A 25,242-nucleotide genomic window follows, 5' to 3' on the forward strand; every position below is an offset into this window, starting at 1 on the left:
CCTTTGCGATTAAATAAGTCGTCTTGCTTTTTCGCTGAAACCAACAAGCTGTCAATTTCTCCTTCTGGTTCGTCCCACATATTGTGAGTGAACAAGCGGTTCAAACATTTTCTGATAATTAACTTCTCTTTGTCGTCAAGTGCAGGGCGATAAAGGATTTTTTCCCGTTCCTCATTAGTCATTGTCTGCAAAGCGAAATACAATATACTTTTAAGATATGGAGCCCAAGTCAGAACAGAACCTTTGTGCCAAATACGTCTTGCTTTTAGTTGAACATTTGTAAGTGTCCTGCCTTTTACGTTTTGTATCCAGTCGTTTAGAAAACTTTCGTCAACAAGAATTGAAACCAACTCTTTGAAATTGTCAACTTCTAAATTTCTGTAGTCGTCAGCCGCAGTAAATTTTGCTGTTGAAGGTTCAAGAAAAAGTGTTGCAGGGAAAAGAGTTTTGTTTAGTAGGTCAATAGTCATTGGAAAACTTGCGTCCTTAAATGCCTCTGCAACAAACTTTGATAAAGTAGAGTTGTCAAGTGCTGAATTTTTTATTGCACTCCGCAACATTTCTTTTGCTTCCAATTTTGCATATTGTTTCTCCGTAACAAGAAAGTGAACAAAATTGCTCTCGGTATGATTGTCTGCTGGCTTGTTAGAGATAAACTCTTCAAGAAGTTCTTTGTAAATAACCGAAAGTCGGTCAAGAAGGGTAGAAGTATAAAATGGAACTTGTTTAAGTTTTGAATGTGCTTCAAGATTTGTAATCATCAAATCGTCAAACAGCTTTTTTGCTTTTTCCGCTTCGTCAGGTGAAATGTAAAACTTAACATCAATGTCGCTAAGATTATTCAGAACTTGTCCAGCAAGTTTATGTTGTCCGTCAAATAGTTTAAGTCGGTTACCTACTAACCTGCCAATTGATGGAGCAAGTTGTGGGTGGTCTTGTAAGTGGTCACGAATTGTTATCAATCTCTTGTAATCAATTACTCTTGGCTGAAGTCCTTCTTGGTCGTCATTCTCAAGCCAAGAGATTGGAATTTTACCATAGAAATAATCTACTCCGAGAATTTTGTCGTGAAGAAGTTGAAACTCTCTTGCTTCTGAACCGTCATCAATTTTTATTGTTGCTCCGTTTCTGTTAGCGTGGGTATTTTTATGTTGAACCTCTTTGAGTTCAAAGATGTCTTGAAGTTTTATGTTGTTCTTTTTGTGCTGAAACAATCTTTCAAGTTTGAGATTGTCCCGAACATCATAAAGCGATTGGTCTGATTTTCTTCGGTTGTATTTTTTTAAAACTATCCGAATGTTTACTACATCAGTTTCTCCGTCCTTTGAAAACGGTTGGATATGGTCATATTCAATATCGTCAGTGTCTGCAATGATTTCTCCTGAAATAAAACATCTCAACGAACCGTCTGCTGAAAGTTGTTGCTGTCTGACTGTTTGCTTTTCTGGTTCTGATAACTGTCTTTTCATTTTCTATTGTTTGTTAGTGGTTTATTGTTGTGCAACACAGCCGAAAGCTACAATTTTATTGTCTCCATCAATTTCAACAAAGGTTTTACCCTGCAAATTAAATTGCTCTCTGTAATCTTTAAGTTCCTGTTGTATGCCGTGAATGAGAAACTTAGCTTCGGTATTTGTCGCTTGCTCAATGTAGCTGAACATCTTTGCAAGATTTGTTTTTTGAGTTACAAACTTGTCAGCAACATATATTTCCCATTGTCCTTGCTCTGTTTCTTTCTCATGCTTAATAATCATCATTAAGTCAAAACTAAAGTCCTTGTCGCTATTAGGAATGACGAGAGGATAAACAGCGGCTTTGCCGCTGGCTTTTTCCATTTCGTCATAAATGCTTTTCAATGCCTCTTGACTTGAAAGAAATGAAGTTACCTCATCGTCCACATAAAAGTGGATTACGTTGTCAGAAAAAGTCCGTTGTGTTTTAAGCATTTGTCAGAGTTTAAGTTTGTAAAAATTGTCCGTCCTGTTGTTCGTTTTATGTCGGTCAGTCGGTGGTCGCACGGTCGTCACAGAATAGCCGATAACATTTATTATGCGAAATAAAGCTATCAAAACTTTCGCTTATCCGCAGTTTAAGCGCGAAAAAGCGAAAGTTTGTGTTTCGCTTTTTCGTATCAGTTTATCCAAAGGTGATTGTATTTTGTTCAGTTTTTTACTGCTGACATGCGTATAGATCATCGTTGTTTTAGGTCAATTGTCACCTCCCTTCGGTAAGGTGCTTCGGCAAATAGCCGTTCTTCACCATGGTGTTCCTAAACAGATAATCTGAGGGGTGGTTTTGTCATTTATCAAAATTAAAATTCTTTTCTTCTTATGCCAAATATCCATGATAGATACCCCCCCCTCGCATATATAGTTTTAGCACCTTCTAATTTTGCATTATACATAGATGTAAATATCAATATGATGCCATTTTCGGTATGTATCCCCTCAAGACACTTGGTCATAGAAAAGTTATTTTAGCAACAAAAAAACATGAACAACCACAAAGTTGAAATTTATCAAAGCGACGACTTCACAAAGCTAAAGAATAGCATAAACGCATTTATTGCGCAAGGTGACCTAAAATCAGTGAGCGTTTCCATTACTTCAGTTGGGGCAAAGGAGTATGATGAACAGATTTACACCGCTTGCATTACATATAGCTGGTAAATAAAAAAGCCCCTTTCTGGGCTTCGCTTTTATTGTTATGCGACTTTTAGTCGCTTGGACTTGGTGAAAAATCTTTCTTCCATTTCATCAACATTCAATCTGAATATTCCGGCGAGTTCCTTCTTGCTATATTCAAGGTCGGTAATAAACAAATTTGCCATCCGGTTCAACAATGTGGCTTCTTCTTTTGGGACTTCAATAGGCTCAACCTTCCTCCATCCCCTTGACGCGAATTGCGACCACAAATATCTTGCGCTGTTATAAGTAATAAGGCTTTGCTTTTGCGCTCTAAACACAATTGACTGCATTGATATTTTCCAAATTCTTTTAAGGTCTGCCAATTTCTCAATGGTCAACCTTCCTTCCAAATCATATTTACACTCGCTTAACGGCATTAAAAACTCAATGCCAAATCCAAAAGCATCTCCCTCCTCATCTCTTGAAAATGAGGGGATACTATTCATGTGCAAAATGACATGACCAAGTTCGTGAGCCAAAGTCAATCTTTGCCTATCACCGGAAGCGTTTTTATTTATAAATATTATTGGATGCCCGGTGTCAGTTACAATAGTTCTCCCGTCTATTTTATCGGTATCAAAATCAAGTTGAATAATAATGATGCCATTGTCCTCTATAACTTGAGCAAGGTTTTGTACGGCTCCTTTAGGAATTTTCCAATAGCTCCTTAAAAATTGAGCTACCTTTTCAGGGGAATCTGTTTCTTCTTTTAATACTGGTATATTGTGCGTTGACAACTCTAAAGACTTGAGCATTTCCTCAATATTGGCCTTATAAATATTCATCAAAGCCTCTGCTTTAAGTTTTGTTTTCTGCTCAATAACAATCGCCTTTCTATAATGAGTATCTGTTGTTGCAAGCGTGATTTGTTGAAAGAAAAATTCTTCTGGGTAGCTAAGAGTGGCACACAACTTTTTCAAATTTTCTGGTGACACATTCAATGCGTCCCTTTCTATCCTACTAAGGTTGCTTTGTGGTATATCGGTTAGCTCGGCAAGCTCGGTTTGGGTGTAACCACGCGACTCACGAGCAAGTTGAATCATCTTATGGTTTACTTTATTCATTCTGCTTTCTTAATTTTTATTTGTTTTTCTTCTCTTACTAATGGCACAATCGGCTCTAATGGTAATGTTGTTATTGTACCGGTCGCGTCATTATTGTTATCAATATTTATTGTCCATTCTATTGAGTCATTTGTCCGGCATACAATAACTAATCGTTCGTAGTATGTCCATGTAGCATCAACTTTATATCCCAAATCTATAAAGGTTAGACTGGTTTCGTCCGAAAATAATACCAACTGATGTGTTAAGATGTCGGTGTTTCTATACGTTTTGGCATTGCTTGATAGATTATTGTGGTTCACCTTTTTTATTCTGCCCACGAGCGAATTATTAAACACTATTTGCAATGATTGATATTTCATTTTTAGCAATACCCCGCCTTGTTCTACAAAATGCCGTTTTGCTTTTTCAATAGCCAAACTATGTAGTGTTGAACACTTCGCTCTATTATTCCACCTTTCGTTTGTAGCGTTCATCGCTAAATTTAGTTCTACTAATGATTCGTTCATTATCATTGCAAGAGCAGAGGCATGTGGCATTAAAATCTCTCTTGCTTGTTCTTTGGGTACTAATTGGCTCATTTCATATTATTTGCGGCAAAGTAAAGCATAAAAACTGAAATCTGCAAATTCATTTGTAATTAGACAAAATAATATTTGCAAATCTCTTTGTAATTAGACACTTATTCATACATTTGCAGTACAATTCACTCCTATGGCAACTTATACTATCCAACAGTTCAGAGAGAAATTCGCAACAGACGAGGCTTGTTTAGACAAGATTTTCACTTTGCGGTACGGGAAGTTAGAAGCATGTCCTGAATGTCAATGTGTTGCATCCTTTCGCCGCATCACAACAAGACGTTGTTATCAATGCACCGAATGTTACACGCAATTCTATCCAACAGCCGGAACGGTATTTGAAAAGACGCGCACTCCTTTAGCGTCTTGGTTTTATGTAATCTATCTTTTCACTTCTACTCGTAACGGAGTAGCGGCTAAAGAAATTCAAAGACAATTAGGAGTGACTTACAAATGCGCTTTTAGAATGGGGCATTGCATCCGTGCCCTGATTCAAGGAATGGGTGCAGAAGCACTAAAGGGGCTTGTAGAATGTGATGAAACGTTTGTAGGTGGGAAAGAATCTAACAAGCATAAAGACCGCAGACCAAAACCAATTCATGTTAGCGTGAATAAAGAAAAGAGAAAATCTCCCATAGCCGGAAAGACTATTGTATTCGGAGCATTGGAGCGCGATGGAAAAGTAATTACAAGAGTTATCCCTGACGTAACTACAAAGTCATTAAAGGCGGCATTAAAAGAAACAGTTGAAGAAGGCTCAATAGTTATTACTGATGAACACGGAGGCTATAAATCAATTACAGACAAATATTTTCACGGTTATGTAAGTCATAGCAAAGGCGAATACGCGCGTGGCGTTGTTCACACAAATTCAATCGAAGGCTTTTGGGCGCAACTCAAAAGGACAGTAGGGGGAACTCACATATCCGTTTCGCCTAAGTATCTTCAACAGTACGCTAATGAGTGCGCGTTCAGGTATAACAACCGTAAAGAGCCGCAAATGATGTTTAAAGTGATTCTTGAGAACTTGCCAGTTCGAGAAATGTAACCCCCTACTTATCTTTCTTGGCGTGAGTATTTTTTATATGCTCAGATACCTCTTGCATATATTGGCATTCAGAAATTATTTCTATCCCTAATCGAATGCAGGCTTGACAGGCGGTAAAGTGTCGAACTGGCTTTTCATCAATGGGGCAATCCATATACCAATGACCACCTTTTGGTCCAATTACCTTGATGGCAGAACCTTTGGTAGATTCCTTAAGTGGCTCAACAGTACATCCATGCGCATTAAACCAATCCCTTAAAAAGGCTCTGGTTATCATGCAACTGGCGCGTACTCTACTGATTTAGTTTTTATGCTCCCGATAATATTTTGGATTCTATCTGAGTGCATTTCTTCTGACCTCTGATGCTCGAAAGTCACATGCAATAGCTCATTTAGATTGACCATAGATTCTTCTTCCGTGTCACCTTCGGCAACTATGTTCGGGAATTGGGCAAAGAATGCTGTATAGCCGCCTATTTGGGGGTCTTCCACCATAATCACATCCAATTTAAAAGACTTAAACTCATTCATATCGTTCATGCGCTTTGGTTTTATATACGCAATGTAAATAAATTTCACTCAAATAAACAAATGTTTTATACATGGTAAACTTTGTAGCACTATATACTACTCATACCACAATCGAAAATTTTATGCCTATTTAACCAATAACGGTAATGCGAAAAAAATATTGCACCATCATTTTACGCCCTTCGGCTTTACTTCCGGCACTAACATTCTAAGCACCTTCTCAAAGTCCTCCTTGTGGTTTGGATTTGGCTTTGCCTCTTTCGGTTTATTGGGAGCGCGTTCCCTTGCTTTCTTGACAGACTTCTTCTTTGCCATGCGACAAAGGTAAAACGAATTTATTTGGGGCTAAGTGTTCAGAGGGGATACATACCCCATTTTCCATGTTTTTCTGTTAATTGGCTGTATTTCGGCAAATATCCAGACTGTTTTTGTCACAGAAATAGGCAAAACCGCGGCAGAATTAGGCAAGTCCGTGACGGAAATATGGAAGTCTGTTATAAAATTAGGGAAGTGCGCGGCGGAAATACCTAAGTCCGTCGCAGAAATAGGTAAGTCTGTCATAAGAATAGGGAAGTTTGCGACAGAAATACCTAAACTCAACACAGAAATAGGGAAGTCCGCCACGAAAATAGGTAAGTCTGCGGCAGGAATAGGTAAGTCTGTCTTGAGATTAGTCTGATAAACGGAGGAGATGCTCAAGTCTGGCCTGAGAATGGGGAAGTGATTTTCAAGGTGCAACTTGCTCGGGCAGATTCATAATTAGTCCTTGCATTGAATAAGTCAGTCCGTATTTTTGAAGGTTGCCTAAACTTATTAAAACAAACAGTTAAACTATTTTCGCCCCATGTCCGATCTCAAAAAAATAAAACCTTCTTTAAGCAAAGGCACTCGCGATTTTCTGCCTTCGGAAGTAGCGAAGCGCAACTATATCTTCGATACCATTAAAGAGGTGTTTCGAAAATATGGATTTGAGCAAATTGAAACCCCCGCTATCGAACGCCTCGAAACCCTGACGGGGAAATATGGAGAGGAGGGAGACAAGTTGTTGTTTAAGATTTTGAATTCGGGAGATTATTTAAAAGAAGTCAGAAGTCAGCAATCAGCAATCAGCGATGCGGATATAAAGGAGATTACAAAAATAATTTCCGAAAAAGGTTTGCGTTATGATTTGACCGTTCCGTTGGCGCGATATGTGGTACAGCATCAGGAAGAATTAGCTTTCCCTTTCCGCCGCTTTCATATCGGTCCGGTTTGGCGGGCAGACCGTCCGCAAAAGGGGCGCTACCAGGAATTTTATCAGTGCGATGCAGATATTATAGGAAGCACTTCGCTTTTGAATGAAGTGGAGCTGACGCAGATTTATGCAGAGGTGTTTGCCCGGTTAGGAATGAAAGTCAGTATTCGTCTCAATAACCGAAAACTTATTGATGAGCTGATTAACGCAATAGAGGGGAATTCTAAGAAAAAGGAAATCATCACCGTTATAGATAAATTGGATAAAATAGAATGGGATGGTGAAAAGGGGATTGCTAAGGAGCTGTCAAACTTAGGATTGAATGCGCAACAGGTGCAGGATTTAAAAGGATTTCTGTTTATGGCAGATTTCAAATTGCTATTTCCGAAGAGCGTTGGCAACCATGAATTGACTTATGTAATGAATAATCTAGACAGCACAACAGGCGTTCTGGTAGATCCTAAATTGATGCGTGGCTTGGATTACTACACCGGTACTATATGGGAAGTAAAATCGAACGATACACAAATCGGCTCGCTTGGTGGCGGGGGTCGCTATGACAACCTAACGGAAATGTTTGGTGGGCAAAATATGAGCGGGGTAGGGATTTCTTTTGGTATCGAACGCATTTACGATGTGATGGAAGAACTGAATCTTTTCCCTGAAACGATTGCTCAAGGAGCAAAGGTGCTTTTTGTTCCTCGCGAAGAAGCGATGGAAGATTTTGCTTTTTAGCAAGTACAACAGATTCGTGAGGCAGGGGTATCTGCCGAAATTTTTCTGGGTAACGTGAAGAAGAAAAAGCAATTTGACTATGCAGTGGCTAAGAATATTTTATTCATAGTAGAAGTAGGTGATGACGAAATGAAGACAGGCAAATTTCGCTTGCGCAATACGCGAAACCGCGAGACTCAAAATGATCTTTCAATAGCTCAAATCATTGAAATGCTTGCTTAAAAGGCGGATTTATGTTGCTTAGACCTTAAATCCTAAGGATGGAAGCAACTCGTAGTCATTTTATGTGGAAAGGATATTGATTTTTGATATTTATAACATCTATTGCCCACTGTAGATAACTAAAGAGAGCTGTGCCATAAATATTCAATCAGAATATTGACATTTGCCGAAGTTTGTATTAACTTCGGGTTCTAAATTGTGTGTTCCGGTCTTTTAGTTGCCGGATGGATAAGCGTTATGAAAAGAATTGGGACTTTAGTTTGTTTAACTTTTCTAGTGGTCGTTCAATTGTTGGCTAACCCCGGCAAGAAAGAACTGAAAATTGGCTTTCGTGACGTTACCACTGGTCTTTTCGATGTCACGAGCATCTATCTCGACATCGGCAGAGGTCCGCTATTTAATCCGGCAAATCCGCCGCTAGCTCAACCGGAAGATGAAGCCAAGCCATTTGATACAGCCGTCGCCAAACCACAGGTTTATTCTTTCACTACCGATAGTATTGCTTGCTACTCTAATAGCTATGGAGCCTTTGGTTCTACAACCATAGTTCGTTTGGGCGTCCGTGTGCAAGGAGGCCATTCCTATACTTTTTCCGCACAAATGATAGACAACTTCGATCCTACCACTATTATTTTGATTGAAGACCGCTCTACCGGTACTTTTCAGAGCCTTCGACAGAGGGGCGAATTTACAGTCAGTCTGCCGCAGCCGGAGTCAATGGAATATCGTTTCTATGTTCATATTACCTATCCACCGGTGATTGATCCTATCCCATCGGGTTGCGATAACAACGACGGTATGGTGACGGTTACTCAAGATACTTTTATAAAGTGGGACCTTTGTTCTATAGACCGGAACGGCTCCAATCCTATTTCGTCCTATACTGGTATTAGCGGTGATTTGAGCTTCTCTAATCTTCCGGCAGGCACCTATAATGTAAACTTTTATTACCAAGGATATCCGGCAAGAAAAATTGTAGTAGTCGGCACTTATAAAATCACCAGTTCTGCCGCCCCTGTGGATAGCTACGCAGCTGTAAATGAGATTTTAAGTTTTTATTCTCAGGCACAAAATGCCACTTCCTACGTTTGGGATTTTGGCGAAGGGACAGTAATTACGGGAGTCGCTAATCCGGAAATGGCTTATGCCCTGCCGGGTGTATATTCTATTTCCTTGCACTGTAGCAACACTTTCGGATGTAATGCTTATGAATATTTGACTGCCCATATCGGCCTGGGTGCTTCTATTGGCGATGACGCAGAGATTATACCGACCATTACCCTTGCAAACAGGACTTTGATAATTCAAATGAACGATCAAGTATCGGGACCGGTAAATTATCAGGTTTATAATATCGCCGGGCAAGAAATCATATCGGGTACTGCCTCTAATGTCCATACTCCGATTAACCTCTCCAGCCAGACATCTGGAATTTATATCCTTCGGCTTCAGGGGGACGACCATGGAACCTATGCCAAGAAATTTTTCTTAGAATAAGTTAAAACTAATTGGCTGAAGGGTTATTGTCCTATTTTCGTCCATTACCTAATATAGTATTGATGAAGACCACAGCCGCCTTTTTTAGTTCACTTCTGATATTCTGCTTTCATTTTTCTTCTGCTCAGATTCTGGCTCCCGCCTCTTGGGAGTGGAAGGCAGAGCAGACCGGTAAGGGAGAATACAAACTTGTTTTTACTGCTAAAATTGACAAGGGGTGGCATATTTATTCTCAGCATATCGGCCCCGATGGACCGGTTCCCACTTCCTTCAAATTTGAAACAAATAAAGAAGTTGAACTGATAGGTAAAACGACCGAAACGGGAGCAAAAACTCATGAAGGACATGATCCTGTGTTTGAAATGCAGTTGAAGTATTTTGAAGAAAGTATGACTTGTACCCAGAAAGTAAAAGTTTCAAAAGATACTAAACTTAAAGGCTCACTAGAGTTTATGCTTTGCGACGACTCACGTTGTTTGCCGCCTGAAGAAAAGGAGTTTGAATTTAATCTGAGTGGCTTGACCGGATTATTGCCACAAGAAAACCTTCTTAAAGAGGAGGTGCCGATTCGCGCAGACCAGATTGCATTTGATTCAACAGTTCAGGCTGAGATTGAGCGTTCCATGAATCAAACTAGCACTCCGGTTCTAGGAGAAAAGGACTTTGGGGTTACGATGAGCGATTGTGGCAAAAGCGAAGCATCTGTGGACAAAGGTTTTTGGTCCATTATTGTATTGGGTTTTCTGGGTGGGTTGGTGGCCTTGCTAACGCCCTGTGTTTTTCCAATGATTCCGCTGACGGTTTCCTTTTTCACGAAACGAAGCGAAAGCAAAACAAAAGGTCGCTTTGAAGCATTCTTTTATTCCTTCAGTATTGTGATGATTTATTTTCTGCTGGCCGTTCCCTTTTTAATCTTCAATATTTCGCCCGATACGCTCAACGAAATCTCCACCGGTGCGCCCTTGAACGTTTTCTTTTTTGTCATCTTCGTAGTCTTTGCCTTTTCTTTTTTCGGATTCTACGAAATCAGCTTACCTTCTTTTATTGCTAACAAGGCAGATTCGGCTTCTAACGTTGGCGGCTTGATTGGTATTTTTTTTATGGCGCTCACCTTGGCGATTGTTTCTTTTTCCTGTACCGGTCCCATTCTCGGCTCCTTACTGGTCGGAGCCTTGAGCTCATCTAGCGGTAAGTTAAATTTAGTGGCCGGGATGACCTCTTTTGGCTTGGCGCTTGCACTTCCGTTTGGGCTATTTGCTCTCTTCCCCAACATGATGAAGTCGCTTCCCAAATCAGGTGGTTGGTTAAATACGGTGAAAGTAACTTTAGGTTTTGTAGAGCTAATTTTAGCGGTGAAATTCTTGTCAAACGCTGACTTGGTTGCTCACTGGGGTATCTTAAAGCGGGAGGTTTTTCTTGGGCTTTGGGCTTTGTTAGGAGCAGGAACGTTTATCTATCTGATGGGTTGGTTTCGCTTTTCAAATGAATCGCCGGTGAACAGGCTTTCACCTATTCGTTTAAGCGCTGCTGCGCTTGCTTTGCTTTTTACGATATATACAGCTTATGGCATTCCGGGCAATGACCTGCATTTGTTTAGTGACTTTCCGCCGCCTAAATTCTATTCGCTGGTTGAAAGCCGTTCCGGAATAGAGTCTGTTAAAAATAATTATGAAGCCGCTCTGGCCAAAGCAAAAGCTGAGAATAAATTACTGATGCTAGATTTCACAGGCTGGGCTTGTGTCAACTGCCGGAAAATGGAGGAAAATGTATGGCCCGATCAGGAAGTGATGGAACGATTGAATGAGCGCTTTGTCATTGCTTCTCTTTATGTAGATGATAAAAAGGAACTGCCTAAAAATGAACAGTATATCAGTGAAGTCTTTAACGGAAAAAAAATCAAAACAGTAGGCAATAAGTTTAGCGAGATGCAGGCAAAATATTTTGGAGCGAATACACAGCCTTATTATGTCCTGCTATCTCCTGACGAAAAGCTGCTCACTCATCCCAGAGGATATACCCCCGACCCGAAAGAGTATGTTGATTTTTTGGATTGTGCCTGGAATACGTACCGGCAGGTCGGTCAGAAGTAACTCCCTACTTCAGGGGATATTCCCCCTACAAATAATATTGGATATGCTTTTCTTTCAGATGCTTCTCCGCCTGTTCAAAATCGGGCATTACCTGCTTCACTAAATTCCAAAAGCGGTTGGAGTGGTCATGGTGCACTAAGTGAGCCAATTCATGAATGAGTACATAGTCTATCACCTTGGCTGGAGCAAACATCAGGCGAATGGAAATTACAATCTTCCCATTTCGTGAACAATGTCCCCAAAAACTGGTGGCATGTTTCATGTTCACCTGGCTCACCTGCTTCTTGAAATAACGATTATTGAGTTCATGAATTCGCTCTTCTACAATAGGGTGAAAGTACTTACACAGACATTTCGACACCAGATAGGAACAGGCATTTCCTTCTGCTTCTTTGCTCAACCCCTTCGCCAGAGAGATGACAATATTGTTGCGAAATATTTTCGCTGTGGACTTGTTCACTTCATTATAGAATAGGCTGACAACAAATTCATAAGCGCCCACCTGGAGCAATTCTCCATTTTTATACTGTCGCTGCGGAAGACTTTCTAACAAATGTGGTTTGTCATCTAGTTTTTCCTTTGCCCATTTCAGCAACTCATCAATGCTTTTGCGCTGTTCTTCTTTTTGTTGTCTGTCAGACACCCGAAGCAGGATGCCATTTTTATTTACTGATACCCGATTATTGAACCGTGGTTCAAATAAAATGCGTACCGGCACTTCGGAACCGTTCACCTCGATCTCAAATTCGCGTCGCATAGCAACCTCTCTTTCGAGTTTGGGGCTTTCTGTAAGGAAGTGGTCAAATAATGATAGTGCCATGAACGGCGCTAAAATCAAAAGAACCCTGAGACTTGAGTGGTGATTTTTTCAACATTAAGGAGATAATATTATGGCTCAGGTATTGTGCTGTTTATTAGCCCTGCTTATAAAATATTCTATTTTTGAATCCTTGTAAACAAAAGACAATAAACGAATGAGAACAAGAGCCGAAGAGCCCGAAACACCTGGCAATCCTGAACCGGAGAAATTGATGGAGAAATTTGCAGGTGGCATGAAATTTGATAATAAATTTCTGGAACAACGCCGTGTATTCCTTTGGGGAGCCGTGTTTGATGAGTCAGCCGAGAAAGTGGTGAACCGTTTATTGTTTCTCGAAGCTACTGATCCGGGGAAGGATATTTTCTTCTTCATTAATAGTCCGGGCGGAGTGGTAACCTCGGGCATGGTGATTTATGATACGATGCAGATGATATCTTCCCCGGTTCATACTATCTGTATGGGCTTGGCCGCTTCTATGGGCTCTATACTGCTGAGCGGTGGTAAAAAAGGCAAGCGGTTGATTTGGCCAAATGGTCGTGTGATGATTCATCAGCCATCATTGGGTGGCATGTATGGGCAGGCGACAGATATTGAAATCACTGCTGCTGAAATACTTAAAACCAAACAGTTGAGTGCTGAAATCTTGGCGAAGAATTGTGGCAAGACCTATGAGCAAGTGATGAAAGATTTCGACCGCGACCACTGGATGAATGCCAAAGAAGCAGTAGAATATGGCATCGTAGATAAGATTGCGGATAAACTTTCATAGGAAACCGGACAATCTGATTCCCGAATTTCCAGTGTAATTGAAACAATGACCAACCAAGATCAACATGTAGAAACTGCCAAATTGCAAAAGAGCATTGCTACGCGATTGGGCATTGACCCGCAGAATCTCATCTTCAACTATACTCAGAAAAACGAGACCGTTCGGCTGGACATCGTGACTGTAAACCCCAAGCACGACCAGTCATTTCTTTTTCAAACCACTTTGGGCATTGATAAATTGGAGGCGCTCAAAAAGATGTTGGAGTATATTGATCGTCATTATAACGATGAGGGAAGCCTGACGATTCAGTGGATAAAAATTGGAGAGAACAAATTACACACCTCCTATTTCCGGGCTAAGAACATGTACGAAGCACTGGACAAGTTCTATTATGGGCGAGACATGGGTTCATACAAGATTTTCAGCATCGTATTAAATCCGGTGAGCTGACTTTTCTATTTCAGCTTTTCGTTTTTCTGATGCCGTTCTGCATCGCGGATGCTTTTCTTCTCTAAGTTTTTTTGTAGTGCTTCGGTGAGGTTGACACCTGTTTGATTGGCAAGACAGATCAATACCCACAGGACATCAGCCATTTCGTCGGCCAAATCTACTTTCTTGTCAGATTCCTTGAATGATTGTTCGCCATATCTTCTTGAAATGATACGCGCAACCTCACCCACTTCTTCAGTCAGGATAGCCATATTGGTCAACTCACTGAAATATTTCACCCCGGTTGTTTTAATCCAACGATCCACGGTTTCTTGTGCTTCTTCTATAGTCATTTACTCTTTGTTTTTACTGTCTATATTTATCGTGACCGGGCCATCATTAATCAACGCCACCTTCATTTCTGCTCCGAATACCCCGGTGCCGACTCCTTTGCCCAAATCCATTTCTAATTGCTTCACGAACTCTTGATATAAGGGAATAGCCACCTCCGGTTTTGCCGCCTTGATGAAAGATGGTCGGTTCCCTTTCTTAGTGAGGGCATGGAGCGTAAATTGCGAAACCACTAAAACATCGCCACTATTTTCCAGCACCGACAAATTCATAAGCCCATTCTCATCGTTGAATATACGCAGGTTCACTATCTTTTTACTCATCCATTTCAAATCTTCCTGGGTATCCGAATCTTCAAAACCTGCCAGTATCAGCAATCCTTTTTGAATACTTGCTTTCATCTGCCCTTCAATAGTGACCGATGCTTCCTCTACGCGCTGGATGGTAACTCTCATATTATTATGGACGCAAATTAAAGACTTAGTTGCTGAACCAATCGGGTGGACGATTGCAATTCTCAAATCCTCTTATTTTTACCACCTAAGTACCAATCTATTCATCCGTTATTCAAATTGATATGCTGAAATCTATGACAGGCTTTGGAAAAGCCAGTGGCAAAATTGAAGAGCGAACCGTGAATGTGGAAATCAAATCGCTCAACAGTCAGAAAGGGTTAGACCTGAATATGAAGTTGCCAAGCAAATATCGGGAATATGAATATGCTTTGCGCACTAAGGCCGGTACTATGCTCCAGCGAGGAAAGGTAGATGTCTATGTTAGTCTCGAAAACAATGAAGCAGCCAGCGAGCTTTCGCTGAATCGCGAATTAATCAAATCCTATTTCGCCGAGTTTAAAAAAATCGCTCAAGACATTGGCGCCTCTACTGAAAACCTCTTGCCCGTCATTCTGAAAATGCCGGATGTGATTGGCGAATCACACCAAGACCCAAGTGAAGGTGAACTCAAAGCCATAGAAGCTGTTTTGGAAAAAGCTATTGCCGAAGTAATATCCTTTCGCAAGAGCGAGGGCAAGACAACCGAACAGGACATATTGTTGCGGATCAAAAATATTGAGGATGGAGCAATAAATCTGGCGGAGGAAGACAAAAGAAGGATACAAGATATTCGCAGCCGATTAAAAAAGAATCTGGATAATTTTATTCCCAAAGACAAGGTGGATCAAAATCGCTTTGAGCAAGAGGTGCTTTATTATATTGAGAAATTAGACATCACAGAAGAATTAACTCGTTTGAAATCACATGGCGACTATTTTCGCAAAATCATTTCGGATGAAGAAGAATTGAAAGGTCGTAAATTAAATTTCATTGCTCAGGAAATCGGCCGCGAAATCAACACTATTGGCTCTAAGGCAAACGATGCTACTATTCAAAAAATAGTGGTGAACATGAAAGATGAATTGGAGAAAATTAAAGAACAAACGAGTAATATTTTATAGTATATGGTTTGCGGTTCACGGCTGCTACTGCTAATCGCTATCTGCAAACTACTAAACCTAATCCATGAGCAAACGTAAATTTACAAGGGTTCTGATTCCGCCAAAAAGGATTTTGGTAATTTGTTCTCCGTCCGGTGCCGGCAAATCATCCATCGTTAGAAAGCTATTGCGCTTCTTCCCCGAACTTTCCTTTTCCGTATCCTGCACCACGCGCGAACTGCGAGATGGGGAAGTGAATGGTCAGCACTATTATTTTTTAACGGTAGAAGAATTCAAAAATAAAATCAGCAAAAACGAATTTGCCGAATTTGAAGAAGTATATCCCGGTAAATTTTACGGAACGCTGAAAAGCGAAGTTGAGCGCATCTGGAATGAGCATCAGGTAGCTGTTTTTGATATTGATGTGAAAGGGGCACTGAATATCAAACAACAATTCGGTAAGGATTGTTTGACTATTTACATTGCGCCGCCCTCAAAAGAAACACTGGTTCAGAGATTGAAGAGTCGTGGCTCGGAAGATGCCAAAAGCCTGAAAGAAAGAATCAAACGTTTTGATGAAGAGATGAGCTATGCTACCAAGTTCGACTCGGTGGTGGTGAATAAAGATTTTGATACGGCGTATATGCGAGTAAAAAACTTAGTCATCAATTTTTTGGAGCCGGACACGATACATGTGTATTGAACTTCCTTCCTTTACAGAGATAGTTTTATTATTGCAACAACATGGAAACGCTCACCACAGCAGGAGTTGAAATCAGGGTAGAGACTTTCTATCAATTTGCCGAATCCAATTCGGCAAATGGCGAATTCATTCATTCTTACCGCATCACAATCAGCAACCACAATGCATTCACGGTACAGTTGCTTCGGCGCAAATGGGTGATTTTAGATTCCTATCGCGAGCTAAAGACGGTGGAAGGCGAAGGAGTGGTTGGTCGCCAACCCATTCTCTATCCCGGTGATTCTTATGAATATGTTTCGGGTTGCAATTTGCAGTCACCCATCGGACGTATGGATGGCATCTACATTTTTCAGAACAAACAAAGCGGAAAAGAGTTTGAAGTTAAGGTGCCTGTTTTTCGTTTGGAGGCACCGGAGATTCTCAATTAAAGTACGTAATAATTATTAAGTCAAACCATGCAGATTGAAAGTTAAACTTTCAATCTGCATGGTTTGACTATTTTTACAGAATGATAGTTCGAGCGAAATACAGCGAAGCTCAACGGTTGCTGAAACACTTTCCGGCGGTGGCCATCGTAGGTCCCCGCCAATGCGGCAAGTCCACTATGGCAAAACTTATTGCCAAGAACTATAAGGACTCGATCTATTTAGACCTTGAAAATCCCGACGACCGCGCAAAACTCACAGAGCCTACTCTTTTTCTGTCGCAAATGAAGGGGCGGCTGGTTTGTTTGGATGAAGTGCAGTTCATGCCTGACATTTTCAATGTGCTGCGCAGCCTGATAGACAAGCATAAAAGGAATGGACAGTTTTTGCTTCTTGGCTCCGCCTCCCCTCATTTGTTGCGCCAATCATCCGAAACACTGGCGGGCAGAGTCGCGTATATGGAGTTAGCTCCTTTCACCTTGAAAGAGGTGAATGTGTCCAATACAAATCAGGAAAGAAAGTTGTGGTTACGAGGAGGCTTTCCGAAAAGCTACTTACCTCGTGTAGAACAAATCAGTATGCTGTGGCGCAAAAATTTTATTCAGACCTTTTTAGAAAGAGACCTTTCAGTATTTGGTTTTAACGTGCCGTCTGAAAGCATGCGCCGGTTATGGCTGATGTGCGCTCACCTTCATGGGCAGCCACTCAACTTATCTGCTCTCGGCAATTCGCTGGGGGTGAGCCACACTACTGCCGGTCATTATATTGAAGTGCTTTCGGGAACCTATATGCTCCAGAAAATTGAGCCGCATTTTGCAAATTTGGAAAAACGCCTCCGCAAAGCACCCAAACTATATGTGGCAGACAGCGGTATCTTACATGCGCTGCTGAATATTGAGAAATACGAAGATCTCATCACCCATCCTGTAGCGGGTTTTTCATGGGAGGGATATGTATTGCAGCAGATAAAAGGATCTTTGCCCGATTGGCAGGTTTCTTACATCGCTACCTCCAACCAAGCAGAGATTGATTTTATTTTGACCAAAGGAAAACGGACCATTGCCGTAGAATGTAAACTGTCCCAAGCTCCATCGGTTGGGCGCGGGTTCTATAGCATCACGCAGGAGCTAAAGATAAAAGAAGCGTTTGTGGTATGTCCCGTCAAGGATTCTTTTCCACTCAATAAACACATCATTGCTACAAATATTCTAGGCTTGCTGGACAGTCTGAGTAAAAAATAAACCATGCAGATTGAAAGTTTAACTTTCAATCTGCATGGTTTGACTTTCTTACTGCGAAGGAAATTCATTGAAAGATATGTATGAGATTTCTGAAGCAATCTCCCATTGTGTAATTTGTAAATCAAAATTGCAATGACCAGCATCCATTAAAAAAGCCGTCCGATATTTATCGGGACGGCTTTTTGTCGAATCAACCGTTAGACAGCTTAGTTGAAATTGATGCGAAGCGTGATCACATCGCTAAACCCTTCATAACCTTCCGATGAAATAGTAGCCACGCGGAAATAGTACCGCTCCCCCAGAGTTAGATCAGCGATATCTACTTTCGCTTTTTTTGAAGTTTTGGCATTGGGCCACACAGACATCGTAATATCCTGCGTCCACTCAATCCAGTAACCCGAACTCTTTTCCACCTTCTTCCATCTAAGGGATACCTTGCCTGTTACTACCGTATTCTTTACTTCAACAGTTGCAGGCGCAGGCAGAATGCCTATGGGATTACGTGTTGCGCGCATCTCAAAACCACTGCTGAGCGCAATCACCACATCGCCCATAGATATATGCTCTACATAAGTATAGAGTAGCGCCAGCAATCGCTTCAGTTCTTTGAGGCGGAGATTTCGTACCACCGTTTTAGAACGCGCCCCGTCCATATCCGTCTGCGCCGCCTCCAGTGCATCAGTGGCCAAGATCAAATCTGCCAGAGTGGGATTAGGTATCGGGAAATTCGGGTTACCCGTCATCATGGTTATAATCCTCCGCGCCAGGATGATTATTTCTGCGACACTTTTGTTTTTAAGCCCCAGCTTGATGACGAAGAAAATAATAATGATGCCAATGATTATACTGATTTGGCGGTTCAGATGTTGGTAATAGTGTTTCATGTTTAAATTTTTTTAGTTTATGAATAAATAATTATAACTCATAGAACGCAAAACATGAAAAAAAGTTACAAATGGCAACTTACACTTCACCTATTTTTGTTCAATTTTCATTGACAAAAAATATTTTAAAAAAAATTTCATTTCATATATTCTATAACTTGAAAATGGCGATTCTAGGGTCTGTAAAAACAAAAATTTGTTTTAGTATATGGACGATATATCTGTGTTATTTAACCCAATAAGCGTGTATCATCACTGTACCAGCCAATAACGCCTCATTATACATTATAAAGCCCCTGAAGTCATGTATATTGCTAGAAAAGCAGCGTATAAAGGCAGAATATACGTGTATAAAGCCCCTGAAATCATGTATATAGCCACAAAAGCAGCGTATAAAGGCTGAATATACGAGGGGAAAGCCTCAATATACACGGATATCGTCTCAATATACATGTATATTGAGGCTATATACCTGACTATTCACACATTATACCGGTATAAAAGGGCGATATACAGGTATAATCCTGCCGATGCAAAGGAGCAAAAATGATGCCAGCAAAAATTTTCTGGGGGTAAGCGGTAACCTTTAGGTGGGTATCAAACACCCCATGTACAGTCAAATTTAATTCAAAAATGTGAGTTAGGGGAATGCTTTTAAACTAAATCTTTACTATTCTTGCAACGATTCATCAAACACCATCAAAAGCAAGAACGGAAAGGAGCACAACCGGAATTGCGGAGAATGACATAAAATAATTTATAAACCAAACATTATGAAACGTGTCCCGTTTATTTTGGGCTGACACACGAACCAGCCAAATACAAACAGACAACAGCCGAACTAGTCAGTTAAAATAAGAGTATTAATAGCACCCTTTAATTTTTTATATGAATGAACAAGAAATAGAAGAATTAGAAAAATGGGTAGAGGCCCAAATTGTAATTGCCAAAAACGATAAAAAAGAAGCTGTAGATTCAAAAGATTTAAGTCGGGAATCTTACCAACTTGGCAAATTAGATACATATTGGGAAGTATTAAAAAAACTAAACCAAAAAATAGAATGAAACAGCTATTTGCTACATTAACAGCCCTATATTTTTGCGCCTTTTCCTTTGCCCAGGATAAACCGGTAACCGTGATTGGCGATGGCGATGGGGCTAATAAAACTATTGCGACAAACCAAGCATTGCGCAATTGCATTGAAAAATCAATGGGTGCTTTTTTAAGTTCAAGCACCACAGTAATAAATGATTCTCTTGCTAAAGATGAGATAGTAACCATAGCTTCCGGCAATATAGTGTCATACGAGGTGCTGTCAGAGGTAAGCACAAATAACAACTACAGCGTTTCCGTTTCCGCACTAATTTCTCCTGAAAAATTAGTGCAGGTGCTAAATTCTAAGGGGTATAGTTTCGAACTAAACGGTGGGGTATATGCTCAAAATATTTTAAAGGAAAAATTTTATACAACGCAAGAACGACCTGCCTTAGAGAACTTTATAGCAACCTGGGAAAAAATTCCTCTGTTTGACTTTGAAGTTGCTTTGCTTGAACCAAAGGTAATCTCAGGATATTGCAAACGTGACTTTAGCCCCAAATTGAACAATGTGGATAATCTCCAGATGACGGAAGTTGGCAATAAATACATTGAACAAAATAAAAACGTTTTAGACTGGTACAGGATTAACTCAATAGCAGTTGCAAAAGGAATTAAAGAGAAATATGATGTCAATATTGGAGGAGTTAAAAACTTGCGTCAATCACTTGGTAACAATGGCGGTCAAGAAAATTGGCATAATGGACTAACTGATGGTTATGTAATATTCGCGGTAATTACACCGAAATTTCGACAAGAATATATTTCTTTTGTTAAAGCTCTTTTGAATTTGCTATCCTCAATTTCCATTAAGGATTTAGCTAATTATAACGCTCTTAACAAAGGATCTCAACAAATATTTATACCAGCAGATGCCATCGCTGGCGGGGTTGATATTTCAAAGTATCCGCAATTCACACAACCACTAAATAATAGGCAAGAAAGGGAGTGTGTAGTATTTTCGTTGAGGAGCAATAAAAATCTTGATTTGTTCGAAAAGCTAAGCAAAATGGTAAATGTGAAATCCTCTGGCTTAAATATTTCTTCTGCATTGTTTAATAACCTAAAAACAGTTCCGCAAGTATTTGGGGATAGTTATCCTTTTATAAACACTGATTATTCATTCCATATCCCCCCAGACATCATGATTTACCCTTTTTATGCAACCGCTGGTCCTCAATCATTACAATTTAGTGCGGATCAGATCATCTCATCTAAAATAATGGCCATCTATTTAACTTTGGATGAGTTGCAAGCTTTGAAAAAACTAGAATTCAGTTCAACTGATGGGAGCGGAATTATTACACCGGGCGAGAAAAAGGGACTTATGGGGGTCAAAATTGTTGATATAGACGCTGCATTGATTGAGCAGATTAATCAAAAAAAAGATAGTAAGTCGAAATATTTAAAAAACGATACAAAAGGTATTTATATAAACGAAGTAATAGAGGGGAGCGCGGCATACGAGGCAGGCATACGCAATGGCGATATAATTACTAAGTTAAACGGCGAGGATGATTTAACGACTGCCATTCACTTTGAGAAATTTAAAAAGTTTCATTCAGGTGATGAAATTAGTTTAACTGTACAGCAATGGCAGGGTGGAGAAAAGACTTTTAAGGTTAAATTGAAATAAGCATGTTTAAACTACATTTTAATGACAAAGAAGGCAAGCAAGATGTCCTTTATTTATTTTTAGTATCAGCGCCTAACAATCAATGCACTTTTACTTGCCTAAATAGAGATTTCAGCAAAGTTGAGGCCTCTACGACAATAAGCACCGCTGATGTTTACCAAAACATTCTGCGCATAATAAAACCCCTTGGAGAATATAGTGGTTTTGAAGGAATTCTACCAGACCCAGAAATGGGAAAGTGGATGGAGCTATCGAAATAATATTTATGCGAATTGATATGGTGCAGGTGATGAGTGTTGAAGTTACAAAAAAATAAATTATGGGAACAACAGATAAAACAAAGCAAAAGGAAATTAGTAATGATGATCTATTGAAAGAATATGATGCAACGATCGCGGCTGGTTATGCAAAATTTGAAAAGAGTATAAAACAAAAGATTGGTGAGAATGAAATGAGTGAGAAAATAATTATCATAAATAATGATTTAAATAAGGTAGGTAGAGAAAATTTTATCCAAAGATTAAAAGATAGCCCTTTAGTAAAAAGCATAATTAAAAAATAAGATGAAACACTCAAAACCCACTAAAGCTATCCTCCGTTTTCTACTGGCTCTTTGCTTATTGTCCTTTGCGCCTAGCAAAAGGTCATACCAAACAGAATGTGTTTCATTAGCAACCGAGGGATACGTCACGCTAAAAATATGGGACATTCAAAAGGGAAACTCATACCAACAGGAACAAGCCCGCAAAGATGCTATTGATGCACTTTTATTTTCCGGCATTGCCGGAAACAATGGATGCACCACCCAAAAACCCATCTTATCCTCAGCCACTGAAATAGAGCAGTTTCAAAAAATAGAAAAAGACTTCTTTAGTAAAAACGGAGTTTGGGCAAACTATACTCGCGAATCAAATACAGAAACAACAGTTCCTTCCAGTATTGGCGATAAAAATTGGAAAGTATATCGTGTTTCCGTTGCCAAAAATTTATTGCGCAAATATTTAGAAGAGGGAAAAATAATCGCCGCAGAAGAAAAAGTAATAATCAAATCACTCAAAACCGGGTTTTAATTTTAAAGCATGAAAAAAATCTTATTGTTTCTCTCGTGCCTGACGCTATCAGGTGCCGCCATAGCTCAAGCCAAAAAACCAACGCTTATGGTGTTGCCAAGCGATAATTGGTGTAACCAACGCTATTTTATGACTGAGTTTGATAATCAGGGCACCAAACAAAAAGTGCCCGATTATAAAATGGCTTTTCAGGAAGATGTGGAGATAGGGCAGGTCATAAGTAAAATTGGCGCCCTCATGATAGACAAAGGCTTCCCGTTGAAGGATGCGGAGCAAGAATTAAAGGCAATAGAAGCCAGAACTGCTGAAGATAACATGACATCCAGCACCACAAGTGGCTCATCTATCTCTGAAAGCCCATTGGATAAATTAAAAAACAAAGCTAAGGCAGATATCATTATTCAGATTTGGTGGAAAGTGAATAAAACAGATCAGGGTAAATCGGTATCATTTATACTTGAAGGGTTTGACGCTTACACCAGTAAAAGAATTGCATCATCCACCGGCAACGGCACTCCATCCGATAAAGATATTGTACCTGTTCTATTGCAAAATGCAATACTGGCGAATATTGATCCTTTCGTTGCTCAACTGCAATCACACTTTGATGATATGTTTCTTAATGGCAGAGAAGTTTTGCTGACCGTAAAAAAATGGGATAGCTGGGATAAGAATTTTGAGACAGAAATAGATGGCAAAGAAATTACAGACTATATCAATTCATGGATGCAAGAAAACACTGTGAAGGGCAGATTTAATATGAGCGATGCTACTGAAAATAAAATAAAATTCGATCAGGTAAGGATTCCGTTATATGATAAAAACAATCAGGCGCTTGATGCCAGACAATTCGCCAAGGGGCTACAAAAATATTTAAAAGCAGCACCCTTCACTTATGAGGTAAAACTTATGACCCGCGGTCTTGGTGAAGCTATTTTAGTTGTTGGTGAAAAATAAAAAATAGCAATGAATAAAACAGCCTTAATAACTGTCCTGCTTAGTCTCTTTGCGTCCTATGCCAAAAGCCAGGCTAAATTAGATGACTTTGGTCGCATCGTTTTGAATACCTATTTGTCCGAAAAGATAAACCTGCCGGGGGAATCAAAGAAATTATTGGAAACCAAGTTAAACCAAATTACCAGCAATAATGGTATGGGCGGCAGCGCGGCTAATCCGAGATTTATTATTACCGCGGTAGTAAATATTGGTACCAAGGACATTATTCCCGGACCCCCTCAAATGATTGCTCAGAATTTTTCTCTTACCCTATTTGTTGGTGATGCAATTGAAGATAAGGTATTCAGCAATACTTCAATATCATTAAAAGGTGTAGGCACCAATGAGAACAAAGCTTTCATTGATGCTCTAAAAAATATTAATCCTAAGAATAAAGAAGTCGCTGCTTTTGTTGAGGAAGCTAAAAATAAAATTATCGCTTACTATGCTACCAAATGTGATTTTCTTATTAAAGAATCTCAAACACTTCGAAATCAGGGCAAATTCGATGAATCAATTTACAAATTATCTCTTGTGCCCGAAGTTTGTCAGTCTTGTTATTTCAAATGCTTAGACACCCTTTCGACTATCTACCAGCAAAAGATAAATGCTGATTGTAGGGAGAAGCTGACCAAAGCTAAATCTATTTGGATGGCTGAACAAAGCCCAAGTGGTGCTGAAAAAACAGGGGATATATTGAGCGAAATTAATCCAATGTCTAACTGTCAGCCCGAAGTGGCTGCGTTTATTAAAAATATAGATGCAAAACTTAAGGCGGATGAAAAAGAACGCTGGCAATTTAAAATGAAGCAATATGCTGACAATGTAGCCAAGGAAAAGGAGCAGACCAGAATTGCCGAACAACAAGCAATTAGAAATGATGCATTACAGGATAAACAAGCTGCTCGTAATTTAGAATTAGATAAAATCCGAGTTAGTGCCTATCGCGATGTAGCCGTAAAATATGCCGAAAATCAACCTAAGACCGTAACCTATAACAATATTTATTGGAGATAATTATGAAACAAACATTTCTGCAGTTTTTCGCAATCGTAACACTGGTTACTACTTCCACTGCCGGTTATGGCCAAGGATTTAATGAAGACAAAACAACGTTGGCCAATTTCATAAAACGTATGTATAACTCTTCTCCTTTTGAGGGGGTAAAAATTATAGAAGACTACAATGCCAAATATATTGTTTCACTAGTCATCTTGGAGAAAGCAAAATATCCTAATTCATCTACATTAAATAGAGTTGCTAATGTAAAAGCTCGTAGCAACGCCAATATCTTTGTGAACGGCTCGTCCATAACATCCGACATGGTTATTAGAACCACAGAGGTTAAGGACTCCGCCAAAACCTCTTTGACAACAATGGAAGAAACAATAAAAGAAAATGCCAACGGCTTTGTAGAAGGTATGGAACTTTTAAATTCTTTTGACATTGACGAGGGTTCAAGATTTGTGTACATTGTGTATCGCGAACTGAAAAAATAAAGGATAAGACCCACACCCTAATTATTAAACAGCCGGTACGTGAAAACGTACCGGCTTTTTTTAGTTAGTCGGCTTGTTATTAATTAGCTCCTTTTCCCAATACAAAAGAATCTAATGACCACAAAAAGATATGGAATTTGAAATCATCCTGGGGGAAGACCCGATAATAGCCTTGTCCATTTTTGGGATCCATTTCATT

Annotated in this window: 29 protein-coding genes and 1 pseudogene; 19 read left to right on the forward strand and 11 right to left on the reverse strand. The window is 39.8% G+C overall.

All coding sequences use genetic code 11. From position 1 onward, the window contains the following. Positions 1 to 1,469: HNH endonuclease (locus tag IPP77_03670; protein ID MBL0308794.1), on the reverse strand; the 1,469-nt coding region annotated here is incomplete at its 3' end. A 21-nt stretch (positions 1,470 to 1,490) separates the two neighbouring features. Further along, a complete protein-coding gene (locus tag IPP77_03675) occupies positions 1,491 to 1,946 on the reverse strand; it encodes a hypothetical protein (GenBank protein MBL0308795.1) in 456 nt (151 codons plus the stop codon). Positions 1,947 to 2,492: 546 nt separating this feature from the next. On the opposite strand from IPP77_03675, the gene IPP77_03680 reads away from it, so the two are divergent. Beyond that, on the forward strand, positions 2,493 to 2,669 hold the full coding sequence (locus IPP77_03680) for a hypothetical protein (GenBank protein MBL0308796.1): 177 nt from the start codon (positions 2,493 to 2,495) through the stop codon (positions 2,667 to 2,669). A gap of 35 nt (positions 2,670 to 2,704) precedes the next feature. On the opposite strand, the gene IPP77_03685 is transcribed toward IPP77_03680, so the two are convergent. Together IPP77_03685 and IPP77_03690 are read right to left on the reverse strand one after the other, a co-directional pair. Continuing rightward, positions 2,705 to 3,751: an ImmA/IrrE family metallo-endopeptidase gene (locus IPP77_03685; protein ID MBL0308797.1), complete on the reverse strand. Its 1,047-nt coding sequence runs from the start codon at positions 3,749 to 3,751 to the stop codon at positions 2,705 to 2,707. Further along, a complete protein-coding gene (locus IPP77_03690) occupies positions 3,748 to 4,332 on the reverse strand; it encodes a hypothetical protein (protein MBL0308798.1) in 585 nt (194 codons plus the stop codon). Before IPP77_03690 ends, IPP77_03685 begins: the two co-directional genes overlap by 4 nt. Before the next feature lie 133 nt (positions 4,333 to 4,465). Between IPP77_03690 and IPP77_03695 the strand changes: the two genes are divergently transcribed. Continuing rightward, complete coding sequence (locus tag IPP77_03695; GenBank protein ID MBL0308799.1) at positions 4,466 to 5,380, forward strand: IS1595 family transposase; 915 nt, start codon at positions 4,466 to 4,468, stop codon at positions 5,378 to 5,380. Positions 5,381 to 5,653: 273 nt separating this feature from the next. Here the strand turns inward: IPP77_03695 and IPP77_03700 are convergent, their stop codons facing one another. The 3 genes from IPP77_03700 to IPP77_03710 all read right to left on the reverse strand — a co-directional run bounded on the left by IPP77_03700 (position 5,654) and on the right by IPP77_03710 (position 6,610). Continuing rightward, positions 5,654 to 5,920: a hypothetical protein gene (locus tag IPP77_03700; GenBank protein ID MBL0308800.1), complete on the reverse strand. Its 267-nt coding sequence runs from the start codon at positions 5,918 to 5,920 to the stop codon at positions 5,654 to 5,656. 159 nt (positions 5,921 to 6,079) lie between these two features. Beyond that, positions 6,080 to 6,226, reverse strand: a complete 147-nt coding sequence (locus IPP77_03705) for a hypothetical protein (GenBank protein ID MBL0308801.1) — start codon at positions 6,224 to 6,226, stop codon at positions 6,080 to 6,082. Between the two features lie 30 nt (positions 6,227 to 6,256). Continuing rightward, on the reverse strand, positions 6,257 to 6,610 hold the full coding sequence (locus tag IPP77_03710) for a hypothetical protein (GenBank protein MBL0308802.1): 354 nt from the start codon (positions 6,608 to 6,610) through the stop codon (positions 6,257 to 6,259). Between the two features lie 145 nt (positions 6,611 to 6,755). On the opposite strand from IPP77_03710, the pseudogene hisS reads away from it, so the two are divergent. The 3 genes and pseudogenes from hisS to IPP77_03725 all read left to right on the forward strand — a co-directional run bounded on the left by hisS (position 6,756) and on the right by IPP77_03725 (position 11,689). Then, positions 6,756 to 8,102: pseudogene (gene hisS / locus IPP77_03715) on the forward strand (histidine--tRNA ligase). A 237-nt stretch (positions 8,103 to 8,339) separates the two neighbouring features. Then, positions 8,340 to 9,599, forward strand: coding sequence for a T9SS type A sorting domain-containing protein (locus IPP77_03720; protein ID MBL0308803.1), 1,260 nt, complete (start codon positions 8,340 to 8,342; stop codon positions 9,597 to 9,599). A gap of 62 nt (positions 9,600 to 9,661) precedes the next feature. Continuing rightward, positions 9,662 to 11,689: a thioredoxin family protein gene (locus IPP77_03725; GenBank protein ID MBL0308804.1), complete on the forward strand. Its 2,028-nt coding sequence runs from the start codon at positions 9,662 to 9,664 to the stop codon at positions 11,687 to 11,689. A gap of 25 nt (positions 11,690 to 11,714) precedes the next feature. On the opposite strand, the gene IPP77_03730 is transcribed toward IPP77_03725, so the two are convergent. Beyond that, the gene (locus IPP77_03730) at positions 11,715 to 12,509 is read right to left on the reverse strand and encodes a M48 family metallopeptidase (GenBank protein ID MBL0308805.1); all 795 of its coding nucleotides are present in this window, start codon (positions 12,507 to 12,509) and stop codon (positions 11,715 to 11,717) included. Between the two features lie 211 nt (positions 12,510 to 12,720). On the opposite strand from IPP77_03730, the gene IPP77_03735 reads away from it, so the two are divergent. Continuing rightward, positions 12,721 to 13,278 carry an ATP-dependent Clp protease proteolytic subunit gene (locus IPP77_03735; protein MBL0308806.1) on the forward strand — a complete coding sequence of 186 codons (558 nt, stop codon included), beginning with the start codon at positions 12,721 to 12,723 and terminating at the stop codon, positions 13,276 to 13,278. Positions 13,279 to 13,314: 36 nt separating this feature from the next. Continuing rightward, positions 13,315 to 13,728 carry a hypothetical protein gene (locus IPP77_03740; GenBank protein MBL0308807.1) on the forward strand — a complete coding sequence of 138 codons (414 nt, stop codon included), beginning with the start codon at positions 13,315 to 13,317 and terminating at the stop codon, positions 13,726 to 13,728. A gap of 5 nt (positions 13,729 to 13,733) precedes the next feature. On the opposite strand, the gene IPP77_03745 is transcribed toward IPP77_03740, so the two are convergent. Both IPP77_03745 and IPP77_03750 read right to left on the reverse strand, forming a co-directional pair. Next, positions 13,734 to 14,060, reverse strand: a complete 327-nt coding sequence (locus IPP77_03745) for a nucleotide pyrophosphohydrolase (GenBank protein MBL0308808.1) — start codon at positions 14,058 to 14,060, stop codon at positions 13,734 to 13,736. Continuing rightward, positions 14,061 to 14,513, reverse strand: a complete 453-nt coding sequence (locus tag IPP77_03750; GenBank protein ID MBL0308809.1) for a D-tyrosyl-tRNA(Tyr) deacylase — start codon at positions 14,511 to 14,513, stop codon at positions 14,061 to 14,063. 122 nt (positions 14,514 to 14,635) lie between these two features. Between IPP77_03750 and IPP77_03755 the strand changes: the two genes are divergently transcribed. The 4 genes from IPP77_03755 to IPP77_03770 all read left to right on the forward strand — a co-directional run bounded on the left by IPP77_03755 (position 14,636) and on the right by IPP77_03770 (position 17,862). Further along, positions 14,636 to 15,514 (forward strand): YicC family protein, encoded by an 879-nt coding sequence (locus tag IPP77_03755; GenBank protein ID MBL0308810.1) that lies wholly within the window; start codon positions 14,636 to 14,638, stop codon positions 15,512 to 15,514. A 64-nt stretch (positions 15,515 to 15,578) separates the two neighbouring features. Beyond that, positions 15,579 to 16,196, forward strand: coding sequence for a guanylate kinase (gene gmk, locus IPP77_03760; protein MBL0308811.1), 618 nt, complete (start codon positions 15,579 to 15,581; stop codon positions 16,194 to 16,196). A gap of 41 nt (positions 16,197 to 16,237) precedes the next feature. Then, entirely contained in the window at positions 16,238 to 16,624 is a 387-nt protein-coding gene (gene apaG, locus IPP77_03765) for a Co2+/Mg2+ efflux protein ApaG (GenBank protein ID MBL0308812.1), read from the forward strand. 80 nt (positions 16,625 to 16,704) lie between these two features. Continuing rightward, a complete protein-coding gene (locus tag IPP77_03770) occupies positions 16,705 to 17,862 on the forward strand; it encodes an ATP-binding protein (protein MBL0308813.1) in 1,158 nt (385 codons plus the stop codon). Positions 17,863 to 18,068: 206 nt separating this feature from the next. Here IPP77_03770 and IPP77_03775 read toward each other — a convergent pair whose 3' ends face one another. Then, positions 18,069 to 18,746 carry a fibronectin type III domain-containing protein gene (locus IPP77_03775; protein MBL0308814.1) on the reverse strand — a complete coding sequence of 226 codons (678 nt, stop codon included), beginning with the start codon at positions 18,744 to 18,746 and terminating at the stop codon, positions 18,069 to 18,071. Between the two features lie 888 nt (positions 18,747 to 19,634). Between IPP77_03775 and IPP77_03780 the strand changes: the two genes are divergently transcribed. The 8 genes from IPP77_03780 to IPP77_03815 all read left to right on the forward strand — a co-directional run bounded on the left by IPP77_03780 (position 19,635) and on the right by IPP77_03815 (position 25,043). After that, a complete protein-coding gene (locus IPP77_03780; protein ID MBL0308815.1) occupies positions 19,635 to 19,811 on the forward strand; it encodes a hypothetical protein in 177 nt (58 codons plus the stop codon). Then, positions 19,808 to 21,478, forward strand: coding sequence for a PDZ domain-containing protein (locus tag IPP77_03785; protein MBL0308816.1), 1,671 nt, complete (start codon positions 19,808 to 19,810; stop codon positions 21,476 to 21,478). The genes IPP77_03780 and IPP77_03785 overlap by 4 nt, the downstream gene beginning before the upstream one ends. A 2-nt stretch (positions 21,479 to 21,480) precedes the next feature. Beyond that, positions 21,481 to 21,738, forward strand: coding sequence for a hypothetical protein (locus IPP77_03790; GenBank protein ID MBL0308817.1), 258 nt, complete (start codon positions 21,481 to 21,483; stop codon positions 21,736 to 21,738). Between the two features lie 59 nt (positions 21,739 to 21,797). Beyond that, a complete protein-coding gene (locus tag IPP77_03795) occupies positions 21,798 to 22,040 on the forward strand; it encodes a hypothetical protein (protein ID MBL0308818.1) in 243 nt (80 codons plus the stop codon). A 1-nt stretch (position 22,041) separates the two neighbouring features. After that, positions 22,042 to 22,548, forward strand: a complete 507-nt coding sequence (locus IPP77_03800) for a hypothetical protein (protein ID MBL0308819.1) — start codon at positions 22,042 to 22,044, stop codon at positions 22,546 to 22,548. Positions 22,549 to 22,635: 87 nt separating this feature from the next. Then, entirely contained in the window at positions 22,636 to 23,505 is an 870-nt protein-coding gene (locus IPP77_03805) for a hypothetical protein (protein MBL0308820.1), read from the forward strand. A gap of 9 nt (positions 23,506 to 23,514) precedes the next feature. Then, a complete protein-coding gene (locus IPP77_03810) occupies positions 23,515 to 24,561 on the forward strand; it encodes a hypothetical protein (protein MBL0308821.1) in 1,047 nt (348 codons plus the stop codon). A 2-nt stretch (positions 24,562 to 24,563) separates the two neighbouring features. Beyond that, the gene (locus IPP77_03815) at positions 24,564 to 25,043 is read left to right on the forward strand and encodes a hypothetical protein (protein ID MBL0308822.1); all 480 of its coding nucleotides are present in this window, start codon (positions 24,564 to 24,566) and stop codon (positions 25,041 to 25,043) included. Positions 25,044 to 25,242 lie beyond the last annotated feature (199 nt).

The organism is Bacteroidota bacterium, assembly GCA_016722375.1.
GTDB lineage: Bacteria > Bacteroidota > Bacteroidia > Chitinophagales > LD1 > Bog-950.

What these genes read in the sequence shown, in the direction of transcription:
- IPP77_03675 (MBL0308795.1), bottom strand. Translation starts at nt 1,946, where the DNA reads ATGCTTAAAACACAACGGACTTTTTCTGACAACGTAATCCACTTTTAT.
- IPP77_03680 (MBL0308796.1), top strand. Translation starts at nt 2,493, where the DNA reads ATGAACAACCACAAAGTTGAAATTTATCAAAGCGACGACTTCACAAAG.
- IPP77_03685 (MBL0308797.1), bottom strand. Translation starts at nt 3,751, where the DNA reads ATGAATAAAGTAAACCATAAGATGATTCAACTTGCTCGTGAGTCGCGT.
- IPP77_03690 (MBL0308798.1), bottom strand. Translation starts at nt 4,332, where the DNA reads ATGAGCCAATTAGTACCCAAAGAACAAGCAAGAGAGATTTTAATGCCA.
- IPP77_03695 (MBL0308799.1), top strand. Translation starts at nt 4,466, where the DNA reads ATGGCAACTTATACTATCCAACAGTTCAGAGAGAAATTCGCAACAGAC.
- IPP77_03700 (MBL0308800.1), bottom strand. Translation starts at nt 5,920, where the DNA reads ATGAACGATATGAATGAGTTTAAGTCTTTTAAATTGGATGTGATTATG.
- IPP77_03705 (MBL0308801.1), bottom strand. Translation starts at nt 6,226, where the DNA reads ATGGCAAAGAAGAAGTCTGTCAAGAAAGCAAGGGAACGCGCTCCCAAT.
- IPP77_03720 (MBL0308803.1), top strand. Translation starts at nt 8,340, where the DNA reads ATGAAAAGAATTGGGACTTTAGTTTGTTTAACTTTTCTAGTGGTCGTT.
- IPP77_03725 (MBL0308804.1), top strand. Translation starts at nt 9,662, where the DNA reads ATGAAGACCACAGCCGCCTTTTTTAGTTCACTTCTGATATTCTGCTTT.
- IPP77_03730 (MBL0308805.1), bottom strand. Translation starts at nt 12,509, where the DNA reads ATGGCACTATCATTATTTGACCACTTCCTTACAGAAAGCCCCAAACTC.
- IPP77_03735 (MBL0308806.1), top strand. Translation starts at nt 12,721, where the DNA reads ATGGAGAAATTTGCAGGTGGCATGAAATTTGATAATAAATTTCTGGAA.
- IPP77_03745 (MBL0308808.1), bottom strand. Translation starts at nt 14,060, where the DNA reads ATGACTATAGAAGAAGCACAAGAAACCGTGGATCGTTGGATTAAAACA.
- IPP77_03750 (MBL0308809.1), bottom strand. Translation starts at nt 14,513, where the DNA reads ATGAGAGTTACCATCCAGCGCGTAGAGGAAGCATCGGTCACTATTGAA.
- IPP77_03755 (MBL0308810.1), top strand. Translation starts at nt 14,636, where the DNA reads ATGCTGAAATCTATGACAGGCTTTGGAAAAGCCAGTGGCAAAATTGAA.
- gmk (MBL0308811.1), top strand. Translation starts at nt 15,579, where the DNA reads ATGAGCAAACGTAAATTTACAAGGGTTCTGATTCCGCCAAAAAGGATT.
- apaG (MBL0308812.1), top strand. Translation starts at nt 16,238, where the DNA reads ATGGAAACGCTCACCACAGCAGGAGTTGAAATCAGGGTAGAGACTTTC.
- IPP77_03770 (MBL0308813.1), top strand. Translation starts at nt 16,705, where the DNA reads ATGATAGTTCGAGCGAAATACAGCGAAGCTCAACGGTTGCTGAAACAC.
- IPP77_03775 (MBL0308814.1), bottom strand. Translation starts at nt 18,746, where the DNA reads ATGAAACACTATTACCAACATCTGAACCGCCAAATCAGTATAATCATT.
- IPP77_03780 (MBL0308815.1), top strand. Translation starts at nt 19,635, where the DNA reads ATGAATGAACAAGAAATAGAAGAATTAGAAAAATGGGTAGAGGCCCAA.
- IPP77_03785 (MBL0308816.1), top strand. Translation starts at nt 19,808, where the DNA reads ATGAAACAGCTATTTGCTACATTAACAGCCCTATATTTTTGCGCCTTT.
- IPP77_03790 (MBL0308817.1), top strand. Translation starts at nt 21,481, where the DNA reads ATGTTTAAACTACATTTTAATGACAAAGAAGGCAAGCAAGATGTCCTT.
- IPP77_03795 (MBL0308818.1), top strand. Translation starts at nt 21,798, where the DNA reads ATGGGAACAACAGATAAAACAAAGCAAAAGGAAATTAGTAATGATGAT.
- IPP77_03800 (MBL0308819.1), top strand. Translation starts at nt 22,042, where the DNA reads ATGAAACACTCAAAACCCACTAAAGCTATCCTCCGTTTTCTACTGGCT.
- IPP77_03805 (MBL0308820.1), top strand. Translation starts at nt 22,636, where the DNA reads ATGGTGTTGCCAAGCGATAATTGGTGTAACCAACGCTATTTTATGACT.
- IPP77_03810 (MBL0308821.1), top strand. Translation starts at nt 23,515, where the DNA reads ATGAATAAAACAGCCTTAATAACTGTCCTGCTTAGTCTCTTTGCGTCC.
- IPP77_03815 (MBL0308822.1), top strand. Translation starts at nt 24,564, where the DNA reads ATGAAACAAACATTTCTGCAGTTTTTCGCAATCGTAACACTGGTTACT.